This window comes from Bradyrhizobium sp. CCBAU 25338 (genome assembly GCF_028128965.1).
Taxonomy (GTDB): Bacteria; Pseudomonadota; Alphaproteobacteria; order Rhizobiales; family Xanthobacteraceae; genus Bradyrhizobium; species Bradyrhizobium liaoningense.
Window position 1 is genome coordinate 668,460 of sequence record NZ_LFKY01000043.1, and the last position, 13,741, is coordinate 682,200.

Here is a 13,741-nt window from a genome sequence, read left to right on the forward strand (position 1 = left end):
CGCGCCGGCTGCTTTAGCGCCTCGACACAAATTGCCGGCCGATTGCCGCGCGCTCAGGCGGTGACCGCTTTCCTGATCCAGACCTTGTTGTCGTGGAACGCGGCCCCGCCGATCGGCGCGATCGTGTCTGCGCCCGTCAGCATGTTGATGCCGCGGCCGCCGATGTGGTTCTTGTTGGGATGAACGGACTCTGCGATCAGCACACCGCGCCGCACGCCCTCGAACAGCGTTGCGACCAGCGTAGTCTCGCCGCGGTCGTTGCCGAGCGTCACGGCGTCGCCATCGGCGATGTCGAGCGCGGCCGCATCCAGGGGATGGATCATCACACTCGCTTTGCCCTCGCGCGCCTGAGAGGACGGCGTCTCGTTGAACGTGGTGTTGAGGAAGCTCCGCGAGGGACTGGTCGCGAGCCGGAATGGGTGGGACTGATCGGTGTGCTCGATCGCCGCCCAATGGTCCGGGAGATCAGGCATCTTGTCGATATCGCCCATGGTCACACCGAACGGCGGATGCGCCCAGTCAGCTTTGAAGTGGAACTTCTTGTCGGCATGAGCAAAGCCATCGAGATAATGCGAGGTGCGGAAATCCGGCTGCAGGTCGCGCCAGAGATCGGCTTCGAGGCCGGCGATGTCGCCGTGATCGCTCAGCTTCAGCGTCGCATCGATCAATTCGCGCGGCGTCATCTCGAAACCCGGATGCCTCGCGCCGAGCCGCGGCGCCAGCGCCTGCAAAACCTCGTGGTTGGAGCGGCATTCGCCAGGCGGATCGATCAGCTTCGGTCCGACGGAGATGTGCTGGTGGCCGCCGCCGTAGTAGAGATCGTCGTGCTCCATGAACATGGTCGCCGGCAGCACGATGTCGGCCATTTGGGCCGTCTCGGTCATGAACTGCTCGTGCACCGCGACGAACAGATCCTCGCGCGCAAAGCCCTGCCGTACCAGCGCCTGCTCCGGCGCGACCGTCATCGGGTTGGTGTTCTGGATCAGCATCGCCTTGACCGGGCCCTTGCCTTGCAGGGCTTCGGCATCGCCGGTGAGGATGCGGCCGATCTGAGACTGGTCGAGCGCGCGCGTCGACTTGTCGATGGCGTCGTGGGCTTCGATGATGGATTCGTTGAAGTGCCACAGCGCGTAATTGTTGAAGAACGCACCGCCGCCTTCGTATTGCCAGGCGCCCGTCACTGCGGGAATGCACAACGCCGCATGCATCTGCGTCGCGCCGTTGCGCGAGCGGGTGAAGCCGTAACCAAGGCGCAGGAAGGTCCGCTTGGTCTCGCCGACGGCTTTGGCAAAGGCCTCTATCTCCGCCACCGGCACGCCGCTGATGGTAGACGCCCATTCCGGCGTGCGCGTCTTCAAATGCGCCTCGAGCTCGGCAGGACAGTCCGTGTACTTGTCCATGTAGGCGCGGTCGGCATAGCCGTCGCGGAACAGCACATGCATCACGCCGCAGGCGAAGGCGCCGTCGGTGCCCGGGCGCAGGATGATCTTGATGTCGGCCTGCTTCATGGTCTCGTTGTCGTAGATGTCGACCGCGGCGATCTTCGCGCCGCGCTCCTTGCGCGCACGGGCAGCGTGCGTCATCACGTTGACCTGGGTGTTGACCGGGTTGGTGCCCCAGATCACGACGAGGTCGGACAGCGCCATCTCGCGCGGATCGACGCCGGCAATCTTGCCGGTGCCGATCGCGAACCCGATGCGCGCGACATTGGCGCAGATGGTCTGATAGAAGCGCGAATACTTCTTCACATGGGTGAGGCGGTTGAGGCCGTCGCGCATCACCAGCCCCATCGTGCCGGCGTAGTAATAAGGCCAGATCGATTCCGCGCCGAACTCGCGCTCGGCCTCGTTGAAGCGGTGCGCGATCTCATCCAGCGCCTCGTCCCACGAGATCCGCGCGAATTGCCCTGAGCCCTTCGCACCCGTTCTGCGCATCGGATACACCAGCCGTTCGGGATGATGGATGCGCTCTGCGTAGCGGGCAACCTTGGCGCAGACCACGCCGGCCGTGTAGGTCTGCTTTTTCGAACCGCGGACGCGGCCGATGCTGCGGCCTTCGATCACCTCGACATCGAGGGCGCAGGCCGAGGGGCAGTCATGCGGACAGGTCGAATGGCGGATTTCGATCTTGGCGTGCTGGTTCATGTCCCAGTTCGTAACACCAAAATACCAGCCAGCCGAGCGCATTTATCCGGCAAGGCCCATGCGATTTGCTCAAAGCGCACGCGCCGCGGGTTCCTGCTGCAACCGCGAAGACGGCTTGGTCAGGGAAAGAAGCGGAGGTTGCGCGCCGGCCGATTTCCGACGGACGCGCGCTGCCAGCTCTGCGGCCAGATGCGAATGCCTTCCCTATTTGTGCAGCTGGGTGAGACCAGTCGGCGGGCCGTCGACCGCCGTCCAGCCGCCGTCGACGAACAGTGTGCTGCCGCTAACATAGCTCGCGGCATCCGAGGCGAGATAGGCGACGGCGGTGGCGACCTCGTCGGCGCTGCTCCAGCGGTTGAAGACGGTGTGGCCGGCATACAGATTGTAGATGTCGGGGCGCTGCTTGAACGGGCCGGTCAGCGCGGTCTCGGCGATGCTCGGCGCAATCGCGTTGACGCGCACGCCTACGTGGCCGACCTCGGAGGCAAAGCCCTTCACCAGCAGGCCGATCGCCGCCTTGGTCGAGCCGTAGACGCCGAGGCCCGGCTCGATGGTGACCGCACGCACAGAGGAGCAGGCGATGATGCTGCCGCCCTTCTGCTCGACCATGATGCGACCGAAGGCCTGGAAGAACCAGACCGTGCCCTTGACGTTGAGGTTGAGGACGCGGTCGAGATCCTCCTCGGTGTAGTCGAGGATGGTCTTGCGAATGTTGAGCCCGGGCGTCGTCACCGCGATGTCGAGCCGCGGAAACTTCTGCATCACGGTCTTGGCGAGCGCGTTGACCTCCGCAGCGCTTGCGGCGTCGCAGCTAGCCGCCTCCGCCCAGCCGCCCTTCTCGCGAATGCCGGCGGCGGTCGCCTCCGCGGCGTCAAGCGCGCGATCGGCGCAAACGACGCGGGCGCCGAGCCCGGCCAGCGCCTCGGCCGACGATTTGCCGATGCCCGAGGCGGCACCGAGCACCACGGCCGTCTTGCCGGTGAGATCGAAGAGCTTGCGATAGTCGGTCACTGATAGCTTCTCCCTGGTACAGCTAGCCCTTGTAGCCCATCAAGAGGCGCGGCAGCCACAGCGAGAATGCAGGGACATAGGTCACGAACATCAGTGCTGCGATCAGCGCGGCATAGAACGGCAGGATGGTGCGCATCACGGCACCGACCGAGATGCCGCCGATGGCGCAGCCGACGAACTGCGTAGTCCCAACCGGAGGCGTGTTGAGCCCGAGGGCGCAGTTGATCAGCATCAGCATGCCGAACTGCACGGGATCCATGCCCGCCTTCATCGCGATCGGCAGGAAGATCGGGGTGCAGATCAGGATGGTCGCCGCCATGTCCATGAATGTGCCGAGCACGAACAGGATGACGTTGATGAGCAGGAAGATCATCCAGGGTTGCGTGGAGACCTTGCTCATCATTTCGCCGGCGAGGTCGGCAACCTCGTAAAGTCCCATCAGGTACTGGAACATGGTGGAGACGCCGATCAGCAGCAGCACCACGCCTGTCGTTTTCACCGCCTTGGCCGCGGCCCGCAGGAAGTTGCCCCAGGTCATGGTGCGATAGATAAGGAAGGTCAGCAGGATCGTGTAGGTGACCGCGATGGCCGCCGATTCAGTTGCCGTGAAGACGCCGGACAGGATGCCAGCCAGGATGATGCCGACGATCAGAAGGCCCGGTAGCGCGGCCGCGAGCGAGCGGAACACCTCGGGCCAGCCCGGGAACTTGCCGGCGGGATAGCCGCGCTTCACCGCGACCGCGTAGGCGGCGACCAGCATGCACACCATCAGTACCAGTGCCGGCAGCAGACCCGCGGCGATCAGCGCACCGATCGAGACCTTGCCGCCGGCGGCGAGCGCATAGATGATCATGTTGTGGCTGGTCGGCATCAAGGCTCCGACCAGCGAGGCATGGGTGGTGACGTTGACGGCGTAGTCGGTGTCGAAACCTTCCTTCTTCATCATCGGGATCATCACCGCGCCCATCGCCGACACGTCGGCCACGGGCGAGCCGGAGACGCCGCCGAACAGCGTGCAGGCGACCACGTTCGACATGCCGAGCCCGCCGCGGATGTGTCCGACGAGGTTCTTGGCGAGCTGCACGATCTTGTCGGCGACGCCGCCATGCAGCATCAGCTCACCGCTGAAGACGAAGAACGGAATGGCGAGGAAGGAGAAGATGTTCATCCCCGACATCATCTGCTGGAAGATGACGGCGACCGGCAGGCCTTCGTAGAGGATGGTGCAGATCGCCGACAGGCCGATCGCAAAGGCGACGGGGACGCCGAGGATCAGGAAGCCGAAGAACGTGGCGCCGAGGATGATCAGTTCCATGAGGGCACGACCTCTTCGCCGCGCAGGCGAGCGATGATGTGCTCGATGGAGAAGGAGACGATCAGGACGCCGGAAGCGATCAGCGGCACGTAGCGGATGACTTCAGGCAGACCGAGATTGGGGATCTTCACGGTGCCGACCGACGCGCCGAGGATCCAGCCGTTATAGGCCATCGCGACGCCGAACACAGCGACCAGAACGTGGATCACGATCTCGATTCTCTCCCGCACGTGATCCGGAAGCATGACCAGCAGACTGTCCATGCCGATGTGCCCGGCATCGCGCACGCCGACCGCGGCGCCGATCAGCGTGACGTAGAGGATCAGGACCAGCGCCAGATTCTCCGTCCAGGTCGGGCTGGAGTTGAGCACGTAACGACCGAACACCTGGTAGAAGACAATCGTGACGATGACGAGCAGGCCGGTCACCGACAAATACATCCCCACGCGCGCAACGGGGGAGTTGATCCGCGACAGCAGGCCAGTGGACGGGCGTACCGCTACGGTGCCCCGCTCGTGGCTTGCGACGTGTGGGTCTGTCATCCCGCGCCTCCATGCGGAGTCCGGTGCCGCCTCGCGGCGACGCCGGACCCGGTCGCCGCCGTGTCTTACTTGGTGTCCTGGATGCGCTTGACGAGGCTCTGGAGCTTCTCGTCGCCGGCGAACTTCTGGTACACCGGCTTCATCGCATCGACGAATTCCGCCTTGTTCGCGATCGTGACGACCTGAACGCCAGCGGCCTCGACGGTCTTGCGGGAAGCCTGCTCACGCTCGTCCCAGAGCTTGCGCATAACGGGCACCGATTCCTTCGCCGCCTTGCGGATCATGGCCTGATCATCCTTGCTCAGCGTGTCCCAGACCTTCTTCGAGATCACGAGAACTTCCGGAGCGAGGGAGTGCTCGGTGATGTTGTAGAACTTGGCAGCCTCGAAGTGACGCGAGGATTCGTAGGACGGCCAGTTGTTTTCGGCTGCGTCCACGAGGCCGGTCTTGAGCGCGGTATAGACCTCGCCATACGGCATCGGCGTCGGGTTGGCGCCGAGGCTCTGGATCATGCCGACCCACAGGTCGGACTGCTGGACGCGAATCTTCAAGCCCTTCAGATCCGCAAGCGATTTGACCGGCGCCTTCACGGTGTAAATGGACCGGGCGCCGCTGTCGTAATAGGCAAGACCGACCAAGCCAGCGGGCTCCATCGCCGCCAGGATCTCGTCGCCGATCGGCCCGTCGAGGACGGTGCGCATGTGCTGCGTATCGCGGAAGACGAAGGGCAGGCACAACGCGATGGTCTCAGGCACGAAGTTGTTGAGCGGCGATGCGTTGATCCGCATCATGTCGAGCGCGCCGATCTTGAGTTGCTCGATCGTATCCTTCTCGGAGCCCAGGGCGCCGTTCGGAAACACCTTCACGCCGAGCTTGCCCCCGCTCGCCGTCGCGAGCTGCTTGCCCATGAACTTGACGGCCTCGACGGTCGGATAGTCGGCGGGGTGAACGTCGGCGGAACGGAAGTCGCGTGCGGTCGCCAGGGGCGCTGAAACCGCCAGTGCAACGGCTGTGATGATGCCGGCGAGTGTCTTCATCTGGGCTTTCCTCCTGGATCGATTATGTCGTTGTCGGGGCAGATGCTCGGCCGCCTTGGGTCGCTCCCCTTCTGGTGTGAAGTCAAGCGCCAATGTCGTCCCTAGGGCGGGCGGCAATCTCTGTCCAAGCCAAATCCGGCATCGATCAATGCAAGAGTTGCATCGATCGATCTGACGCAATTCACGGAGGCGACGGACCGGGTTGACGTCGCCGGCACGTGACTTGACCCAACCAATGACGGCCCCTCAAGATATCAGAGACTCCGGACCACCTCGAGGAATGCCCATGCCGCGGAAGCTGATCGATATCTCGGTGCCGCTCACAAACGACGTGACCGCCGATCCGCCGGGCAATCACCCGACGATCCAGTACATCGATCACCAGCAGGGGCTGCCGCGCATGCTGCAGTTCTTCGACGGCCTCAAGGCGCAGGAGCTGCCTGATGGTCAGGGTTGGGCCGTCGAGCAGGTCTCGCTGTCGACCCACAACGGGACGCATCTCGATGCGCCCTGGCACTTCCATCCGACCATGAACCGCGGCGAGCGGTCATGGACGATCGACGAGGTACCGCTCGAATGGTGCTTGCAGCCCGGCGTGAAGCTCGACTTCCGGCATCTGCCCGACGGCTACGTGGCAAGTGCGGCCGACGTCGAGAAGGAGCTGAAGCGCATCGGGCACACGCTGTCGCCCCTGGAGATCGTCGTCGTCAACACCAGCGCCGGCGCAAAATTCGGCAAGACCGAGTACGTCAATTCCGGCTGCGGCATGGGTTATGAAGCCACCATGTACCTGCTCGAACGCGGCGTGCGGCTGACGGGCACCGACGGCTGGAGCTGGGACGCGCCGTTCGTCTACACCGCGAAGAGATATGCCGAGACAAAAGATGCCGGCCTGATCTGGGAGGGCCACAAGGCGGGACGGCACATCGGCTATTGCCATCTCGAGAAGCTGCACAATCTTGACCAGCTGCCATCGACCGGATTCACAATCTCATGCTTTCCGGTGAAGATCGAGCGCGCGTCCGCGGGCTGGACCCGCGCCGTCGCCATCATCGATAGCTAGAGCAGTGATGAGATCAGTTCGATCGCCACAACGGAGGTGAACTCCCTCTCCCGCTTGCGGGAGAGGGCTGGGGAGAGGGTATTTCCGCGATGGGATAATCCCCAGAGGAGAAAGCCTTCACCCGCGCCTTCGGCGCGACCTCTCCCGCAAGCGGGAGAGGTTGCACCGAGCCCGTGGCAATCGATTCAACCTAAACCATTCGGCTTTAGGCAGACGCCGTCACTCGCCGTGGAGGCCGCTCTCGGCGAGCTCGCGCAGCGCGTCCGTATCCAGCACCACGATGGCGCCGTGCTCCAGGCGAACCCAGTTACGTCCGGCCCAGGCGCGCAATTGCTTGTTGATGCTCTCGCGCGTCATCCCCACCATCTCGCTGATCTCCTGCTGCGTGATGGCGAGCGTGCCGCTGCCGGAATCGAGCTTGCGCTCTTCGGTGAGACCGAGCAGCGCACTCGCGAGCCGGCCCGGCAGATTCTGGAGGATCACCTGCTCGACCTGCTGACTGGTCCATCGCAGACGCGCGCACAGCAGCTCGATGAATTTCATCGCCAGCGCCGGCTGGCTCTTGACGAAGGGCAGGAAGTCCCGGCGATCGATGACGTAGAGTTCGCAATTGGTGTTGGCGGTCGCATCCGCCGACCTGGGAGCGCCGTCGAGCACCGCGATCTCGCCGAAGATTTCGCCCGGACCGATCAGATTGAGGATGGCGTTCCGTCCGTCGGGCGACGAGGACGAGATCTTCACGGTCCCCGCGACCACCGCGAACAGGCTGTTGCCGGGATCGCCCTTGGCGGCGATCGTCGCGCCGCGCTTGACGGTGGTGTGCTTGGCGTAGCGGCAGAGCTGATCGAGCGCCTCCGGCTCCAGATCCGCGAAGATCGGGTGCTTGCGCAGGACCGATAATTTGTTGCCCGCCGACTGTCGGGGATCGCCGGTCTTGTCCTGAGGCACGCCGCGGGGCTCCTAAGACTACGAGGCATTGGGTTCCTGCGTAGTCAACGTTATCAGGCTTTTCAACCGGAAAGCACGCGCGCGATTTGCGGTAAATGCCACCAAAAGGACGTGGTACAGCCGAGAATTCACATCCAAAGGATGCATGAATGCGTCTCGGACGACGCAGAGTTGCGGGCAGCACAAGCTGTGATTGCGTCGAGCTGGGGGTCAGCGCCGGCCCGGCAAGAGTCGGCGGTCCGACACGCCGGAAGCGGACGAAGACCTGCGGCGCTTCAGCTTCAGCGCTTGGAATCCGGATCGAGCCGACCCGCGCTGGTTTGCCGGTCTGCCCAAGCCAGAACCGCGGCGAATGCGACGAAGATCGCGACGACAACGATGGTCACCAGCAACGCGTCAGCGGGCATCATGCTCCTCCCGGATTGTTTGCAGCATTATTTTGCTGCGCACGGCCGGCGTCATTGATCGGGATCAAATGCCCGAGAGCGTTTGGACAGGAGGTCAGGCCGCAGCCATGGCCTCGACGCGAGCCGGATCGAGCAGGCTGATGCCGCCGTGGATGATCTCGATCACGCCCTGACGCTCCAGCTTGGTGAAGGTGCGACTCACGGTTTCGATGGTCAGGCCGAGATAATCGGCGATGTCCTGACGGCTCATCGGAAGCGGCACCGTGTCGGAGAGCCCCTTGAGCGCGACCAGCCGCTCGCGCCAGCCGAGCAGAAAGGTCGCGACCTTCTCATCGGCCGAACGTCGGCCGAGCAGGACCATATGGTCGCGAGCCTGACTCAACTCGCGAATGGCCAGCTCATTGATTCGCCTGAGCAGCTGCGGCCGATCCTCGATGAAACGGGTGAAGGGCGCTTTTGCGAATTGGCACACGGTCACCGCGCCGATGGCATCGGCCGAGAAGTTGTGCCGGCCGGATAGATTCATCCCCAGGAAGTCACCGGGCAAGGCAAAACCGACGATCTGCCGCCGGCCATCGGGCAGCAGCTTGTACAGCCGCATGACGCCTTCGAGAACGTTGTAGAACGAGGTCGTGATGTCCTCCTCGGAAAACACGGTCTCGCCCGAGCTAAAATGGACGCGGCGGCCGAGATGTTCGAATTCCCTGAGTTCGGCCACATCCAGCGACGAACAAACCGCAGCTCCGCGCACGGCGCAATCGTCGCAAAAATGTCCGTTCGGCTCAATCGTGACCACGGAAGGCTTCATCCACCGCTCCTCGCGCGGGCTGCCCACACCAGGCCGAGTCCACCGCGCTGTTGCATTTTACTGCATCGCGCCAAAGCCGATTGACTCAGATCAAATTTGAGTGGCATCCCCGTCTTATTCTGCCTCCACGGTTCGACGGGATCACCTTCCATGCTGCAAAGCGCTCTGCGTCACGGCCTGATCGGGCTGCTTCTGACTACGCCTGCGCTGGCGGCCCCCACGGCCGAACAGCGCGGCAAGGCCTTTGCTCGGGCCAATTGCGCGCGCTGTCACGCCATCGACCGCGTCTCCAAAAGTCCGGTCGAGATCGCGCCTCCGCTGCGCACGCTGCATCGCCGCTATCCGATCGACAGCCTTGGCGAGGCGCTGGCCGAGGGTATCTACGCCGGTCATGCCGAAATGCCGGTCTTCGAGCTCAATCCGGACCAGATCCACGACCTCCTGTCCTACCTGAAGACGCTGGAATAGTCGGCCTCACACCGCTTGCACGGTCCAACCGATCAGCTCCTTTACGATGCGCGCGAAGGCCGCATCGAAGGCGGCGACGGCCGCGGCCGGCTCGACCTTGTCGAGCTTTTCGCTGGTCTCAATGAGGCGCGAGGCAATCACCTTGCCGTTCTTGTCGACGATCCGCGCCGACAGTCCGATCTCGGCCCGAGTCTCACCCTCCGTGGCGATCCGGAAGCGCCGGATATCGATCAGGAGCTGGTAATCCGCCTGCCCGAGGTCCGACGTGCGCAGCGGGGCGTGGGCGATGTCGTAGTTCTCGAAGCTGTCGATCAGGCGCGCCTGCACCAGTTTCGGAATGCTGTCGGCCCAGAGGAACTCCCCAAAGCCCGGCCTGTCCCCGGCGGGCGCGAACAGCATCCGCTGGGTCTGCAGCATTGCGACCGCTGTCGGCTCGGGAATCGCCAGTGAAGCGGCCAGAGTCTTGCCGGCCGGGCCGAGGTTCTGCGGCGTGCGCAGGTCGTAGGTGACCTTCGGCGCGGGCGTGCCGCCGCCGGTCATCTTCTCGAGGCCCGCCAGAATCCCGTCGATCTTGCCGGTGTTGCGCGCGAGCCCGTCGGAGAAGGTCTTGAAATTCGCAATGGTGTCCTTCAGCGGGCCGGAATTGTCCTCAAGCACCGTGTCGACCCGCCGCAGCGCGTCGCGCGCCGCCTGCGTCATGCTCTGGCCGGCGCCGGCCTCCGCGATCAAGGTCAAGGGCTCGCCGGATTTGGCGACGATCACGCCGCCCTCCAACGTCACCACCGGCACACCGGTGAGGCCCTGAAATTCGAGGCCGACCTTGGTGTCGGAGCGGACCGGCGTCGCGGTGGCAACCGAGATCGTCGCATTGACGAAGCGCGGGTTGTCCGGCGCGAGCCCGAGCTGGGTCACCTCTCCGACGCGAATGCCGTTGAACAGCACGCCGGCGCCGACCAGGAGGCCGGGCACCGGTCCCTGGAATTGCACGTGGTAGTTCGTGCGCGGCCCGATGCCGCCGGTGTTGTTCAGCCAATAGACGAAGCCGAACACCGCGAGGATCGCGGCCAGCACGAAACTGCCGATCAGCACGTAGGGAGCGCGGGTTTCCATCTCTCATCTCATTTCGTGTTGCAGCATCTGCGAGCGCTTGCCGTGGAAATAGGCGCGCACCCAGGGATGCTCGGATTGCAGCAATTCGCGCATCGGGCCGATCGCCACGATCTTGCCGTCGGCGAGCGCGGCGACGCGGTCGCAGACCGTGGTCAGGCTCGCGAGGTCATGGGTCACCATGAACACGGTGAGCTCCAGCGTCCTTTGTAGCGTCTTGATCAGCACGTCGAAATCGCCGGCGGCGATCGGATCGAGGCCCGAGGTCGGCTCGTCCAGGAACAGGATCGGCGGATCGAGCGCGAGCGCGCGCGCCAGCGCCACGCGCTTGGTCATGCCGCCGGACAGCTCCGCCGGATATTTGTCGGCGTCCTCGGCGCGCAGGCCGACCATTTCGAGCTTGGCGATCGCGATCTCGTCCATCAGCTCCTGCGACAGGACGAGATTCTCACGGAGCGGAAACTGGACGTTCTGGCGCACCGTCAGCGAGGAGAACAGCGCGCCCTGCTGGAATAGGATGCCCCATGCCATCGCTGCGCCTCGACCGTGGTCGCCGGCGGATTGCCCCATGACCTCGATGGTCCCGCCGCGGCGCGGGATGAGGCCGATGATGGTCCGCATCAGCACCGACTTGCCGCCGCCGGACGCCCCCACAAGCCCGAGGATCTCGCCCCGGCGAACGTCGAGCGACAGATGGTCGAGCACGGTCTGACGACCGAAGCCGACCACGAGGTCACTGACGCGGATCGCGAACTCGTCTTGCGGTCCGTCCATCGTCACATTCCGATCGAGGCAAAGAAGACAGCGAACAGGCCGTCGAGCACGATCACCAGGAAGATCGACTTCACGACCGACGTCGTGGTCTGCCGCCCCAGCGACTCAGCGCTGCCCTTGACTCGCAATCCCTCGCTACAGGCCACGATCCCGATCACCAGCGCCATGAACGGCGCCTTCAGGATGCCCACCTCGAAGTGGGTGACCGAAATGGCCTCATGCAGCCGCGCGATGTAGATCGGCGGCCCCATGTCGCCATAGAACTGGGCAACGAGGCCGCCGCCATAGAGCGCGGCAATGGATCCGATGAAGGTGAGGATCGGCAGGGCAATGACCAGGGCCGCAACGCGCGGCAGGATCAGGACGTCGACGGGATCGAGCCCCATGGTTGAGAGCGCGTCGATCTCCTCGCGCATTTTCATCGAGCCGAGCTCGGCGGTGTAGGCGCTTCCCGACCGGCCCGCGACCATGATGGCGACGATCAGCACACCAAGCTCACGCAGCACCAGGATGCCGACCATGTCGACAGTATACGACTCCGCGCCGAATCTGCGGAAGTGGAAGAAGCCCTGCTGCGCGATGATGGCGCCGATCAGGAAGGTGATCAGCGCGACGATGGGGATCGCCTGCCACCCGATGCGGTAGAGCTGATAGACCAGTGACGTCAGCCGCAGCGAACGCGGCCGGCGCAGCACGCCTATCACGGCCATGAACAATGCGCCGAGCATCTGGAGGAAGATCGTGATGTCTTCCCGCGCCCCGACCGTGGACTTGCCGAGATCGCCCAGCCTCGCGAGAACCGGATTGGGTGCCGCCGCCGGGGCCGGTGTGTGGCGGTTGACCTGGCGCACCTCGTCCAATAGCCCGGTGAAATGGTCGGCGACGCCGATGAATTCGGCCGATCTGCCTGACGATGCGGCCCGGCGCGACAGCTTTTCCAGGACCCAGGCGCCGAGCGTGTCGAGCGCGCTGATGCCCGACATGTCCAGGGTTACGACGCGCGACCGATCGACGTCGGCTCCGACCGACCGGGACAAGGTTTCGAGCATCACCACATTGGCGGCAGTCCAGGGCCCTTCAGGGCGCAATTTCAGCTCGTCGCCGGACGGCGTCGCGAGCAACAGCGGTTCGTGGTTCACGCTTCCACCTCATCGGGACAATCGGTCCCCATTCAGCCGGCATTTCTAGGCCAGCATGTGGCGGCCGGTTTGACCTGTCTCAAGGCCCCGAACACGCCTTGCCTCTTGACGCAAATCAAGCGCGGTCGCACGGGCGGGTCTTAGACTTGCTTCGATTTAACGAGGATACCAGATTCATGTTCGACAGTGACAGGATGGGCGAAGAATTGCGGGCGCTGAAGGTTGACGTCACACGCCTGCTGAGCACCGCCGGCGAGGAGATGTTCGAGAGTTCGAAAGACCGCGCCGAGGCGCTCGCCGATCAGATCAGGGCCGCGCTCACCGAGCTCGGCGAGACCGTCGAACAAGAGCAGGAGCAGCTCCAGGGCCTCGTTGCGGAGCGTCCGATCACATCGCTCGCCTCCGCCTTCGCGCTGGGCGTGGTCGTCGGCTTCATGTTGAGGAGACACTAGGTGAATACCGAGAACGTCGTCAAACATTTACGCGTGCTGTGGCGTACCGACAGGATCATCGCGGACATCAGGCTGCGCCATCTGCTGATCGGCCTCGGGCTGCGTGCCTTCGCGGCGCTGATCGCGGCGTTCGGGCTCCTGATGCTGGAGTTGTCCGCCTATTTCGCGTTGGTGCAGATCTGGAGCGCAATTGCCGCGGCTGGCATCCTCGGCGCCGTCAATTTTGTCATCGCGGCCGTTCTCTTCGTGATCGCCGGCCGCGCTCCGTCAGGACGTGACATCGAGCTTGCCAACGAAATTCACGGCGCCTCGATCGAAGCCCTCCAGCTCGAGGCGCGCGCGCTCCAGGCCCAGGTGTCGGGCGCGGTGCATCATCCGCTCAGCACGATCGTGCCGATGCTGCTGCCGCTGATCGCAATCATCATCAAGAACTTGCGGACGCCGGCCAAGAAGTCCGCCGACGCAACATCGGCCGAAGCGCGCTCTTGAAGCCTCGCACTTTGCGCTGACATGCTCCAACGCACGC

The 13,741-nt window shown here is 64.1% G+C and carries 15 protein-coding genes; 4 read left to right on the top strand and 11 right to left on the bottom strand.

The features are described 5' to 3' along the window. Positions 1 to 53: 53 nt before the first annotated feature. The 5 genes from ACM42_RS36835 to ACM42_RS36855 form a co-directional block, all read right to left on the bottom strand. Positions 54 to 2,144: a molybdopterin oxidoreductase family protein gene (locus ACM42_RS36835; protein ID WP_271533356.1), complete on the bottom strand. Its 2,091-nt coding sequence runs from the start codon at positions 2,142 to 2,144 to the stop codon at positions 54 to 56. Between the two features lie 204 nt (positions 2,145 to 2,348). Then, entirely contained in the window at positions 2,349 to 3,155 is an 807-nt protein-coding gene (locus ACM42_RS36840; RefSeq protein WP_271533357.1) for an SDR family NAD(P)-dependent oxidoreductase, read from the bottom strand. Between the two features lie 22 nt (positions 3,156 to 3,177). Continuing rightward, positions 3,178 to 4,470, bottom strand: coding sequence for a TRAP transporter large permease (locus ACM42_RS36845; protein WP_271533358.1), 1,293 nt, complete (start codon positions 4,468 to 4,470; stop codon positions 3,178 to 3,180). Then, positions 4,461 to 5,012 (bottom strand): TRAP transporter small permease, encoded by a 552-nt coding sequence (locus ACM42_RS36850; protein WP_271533359.1) that lies wholly within the window; start codon positions 5,010 to 5,012, stop codon positions 4,461 to 4,463. The genes ACM42_RS36845 and ACM42_RS36850 overlap by 10 nt, the downstream gene beginning before the upstream one ends. Before the next feature lie 65 nt (positions 5,013 to 5,077). Then, positions 5,078 to 6,049 (bottom strand): TRAP transporter substrate-binding protein, encoded by a 972-nt coding sequence (locus ACM42_RS36855; RefSeq protein WP_271533360.1) that lies wholly within the window; start codon positions 6,047 to 6,049, stop codon positions 5,078 to 5,080. 286 nt (positions 6,050 to 6,335) lie between these two features. Here ACM42_RS36855 and ACM42_RS36860 point away from each other — a divergent pair, with 286 nt between their 5' ends. Further along, positions 6,336 to 7,112: a cyclase family protein gene (locus ACM42_RS36860; protein ID WP_271533361.1), complete on the top strand. Its 777-nt coding sequence runs from the start codon at positions 6,336 to 6,338 to the stop codon at positions 7,110 to 7,112. A gap of 219 nt (positions 7,113 to 7,331) precedes the next feature. On the opposite strand, the gene ACM42_RS36865 is transcribed toward ACM42_RS36860, so the two are convergent. From ACM42_RS36865 to ACM42_RS36875, 3 genes are all read right to left on the bottom strand, one after another. After that, complete coding sequence (locus ACM42_RS36865) at positions 7,332 to 8,060, bottom strand: Crp/Fnr family transcriptional regulator (RefSeq protein WP_271533362.1); 729 nt, start codon at positions 8,058 to 8,060, stop codon at positions 7,332 to 7,334. Positions 8,061 to 8,341: 281 nt separating this feature from the next. Then, positions 8,342 to 8,470, bottom strand: coding sequence for a hypothetical protein (locus ACM42_RS36870; protein ID WP_271533768.1), 129 nt, complete (start codon positions 8,468 to 8,470; stop codon positions 8,342 to 8,344). Positions 8,471 to 8,561: 91 nt separating this feature from the next. Continuing rightward, positions 8,562 to 9,275, bottom strand: coding sequence for a helix-turn-helix domain-containing protein (locus ACM42_RS36875; RefSeq protein WP_271533731.1), 714 nt, complete (start codon positions 9,273 to 9,275; stop codon positions 8,562 to 8,564). A 150-nt stretch (positions 9,276 to 9,425) separates the two neighbouring features. Between ACM42_RS36875 and ACM42_RS36880 the strand changes: the two genes are divergently transcribed. Then, positions 9,426 to 9,743, top strand: a complete 318-nt coding sequence (locus ACM42_RS36880) for a c-type cytochrome (protein ID WP_271533363.1) — start codon at positions 9,426 to 9,428, stop codon at positions 9,741 to 9,743. Between the two features lie 6 nt (positions 9,744 to 9,749). Here ACM42_RS36880 and ACM42_RS36885 read toward each other — a convergent pair whose 3' ends face one another. From ACM42_RS36885 to ACM42_RS36895, 3 genes are read right to left on the bottom strand one after another with little or no spacing between them, the layout of a single operon-like run. Next, entirely contained in the window at positions 9,750 to 10,853 is a 1,104-nt protein-coding gene (locus ACM42_RS36885; RefSeq protein WP_271533364.1) for an ABC-type transport auxiliary lipoprotein family protein, read from the bottom strand. A gap of 3 nt (positions 10,854 to 10,856) precedes the next feature. After that, the gene (locus ACM42_RS36890) at positions 10,857 to 11,624 is read right to left on the bottom strand and encodes an ABC transporter ATP-binding protein (protein WP_271533365.1); all 768 of its coding nucleotides are present in this window, start codon (positions 11,622 to 11,624) and stop codon (positions 10,857 to 10,859) included. A 2-nt stretch (positions 11,625 to 11,626) separates the two neighbouring features. Beyond that, entirely contained in the window at positions 11,627 to 12,763 is a 1,137-nt protein-coding gene (locus tag ACM42_RS36895; protein ID WP_271533366.1) for an ABC transporter permease, read from the bottom strand. A 176-nt stretch (positions 12,764 to 12,939) separates the two neighbouring features. Between ACM42_RS36895 and ACM42_RS36900 the strand changes: the two genes are divergently transcribed. Further along, complete coding sequence (locus ACM42_RS36900; protein ID WP_035704954.1) at positions 12,940 to 13,215, top strand: hypothetical protein; 276 nt, start codon at positions 12,940 to 12,942, stop codon at positions 13,213 to 13,215. Continuing rightward, complete coding sequence (locus ACM42_RS36905; protein ID WP_271533367.1) at positions 13,216 to 13,704, top strand: phage holin family protein; 489 nt, start codon at positions 13,216 to 13,218, stop codon at positions 13,702 to 13,704. The last annotated feature ends 37 nt before the right edge of the window (positions 13,705 to 13,741 follow it).

Coding starts and splice junctions, on each gene's coding strand:
- ACM42_RS36885 (WP_271533364.1), bottom strand. CDS start 10,853: ATGGAAACCCGCGCTCCCTACGTGCTGATCGGCAGTTTCGTGCTGGCC.
- ACM42_RS36890 (WP_271533365.1), bottom strand. CDS start 11,624: ATGGACGGACCGCAAGACGAGTTCGCGATCCGCGTCAGTGACCTCGTG.
- ACM42_RS36845 (WP_271533358.1), bottom strand. CDS start 4,470: ATGGAACTGATCATCCTCGGCGCCACGTTCTTCGGCTTCCTGATCCTC.
- ACM42_RS36875 (WP_271533731.1), bottom strand. CDS start 9,275: ATGAAGCCTTCCGTGGTCACGATTGAGCCGAACGGACATTTTTGCGAC.
- ACM42_RS36850 (WP_271533359.1), bottom strand. CDS start 5,012: ATGACAGACCCACACGTCGCAAGCCACGAGCGGGGCACCGTAGCGGTA.
- ACM42_RS36870 (WP_271533768.1), bottom strand. CDS start 8,470: ATGATGCCCGCTGACGCGTTGCTGGTGACCATCGTTGTCGTCGCGATC.
- ACM42_RS36855 (WP_271533360.1), bottom strand. CDS start 6,049: ATGAAGACACTCGCCGGCATCATCACAGCCGTTGCACTGGCGGTTTCA.
- ACM42_RS36835 (WP_271533356.1), bottom strand. CDS start 2,144: ATGAACCAGCACGCCAAGATCGAAATCCGCCATTCGACCTGTCCGCAT.
- ACM42_RS36860 (WP_271533361.1), top strand. CDS start 6,336: ATGCCGCGGAAGCTGATCGATATCTCGGTGCCGCTCACAAACGACGTG.
- ACM42_RS36900 (WP_035704954.1), top strand. CDS start 12,940: ATGTTCGACAGTGACAGGATGGGCGAAGAATTGCGGGCGCTGAAGGTT.
- ACM42_RS36880 (WP_271533363.1), top strand. CDS start 9,426: ATGCTGCAAAGCGCTCTGCGTCACGGCCTGATCGGGCTGCTTCTGACT.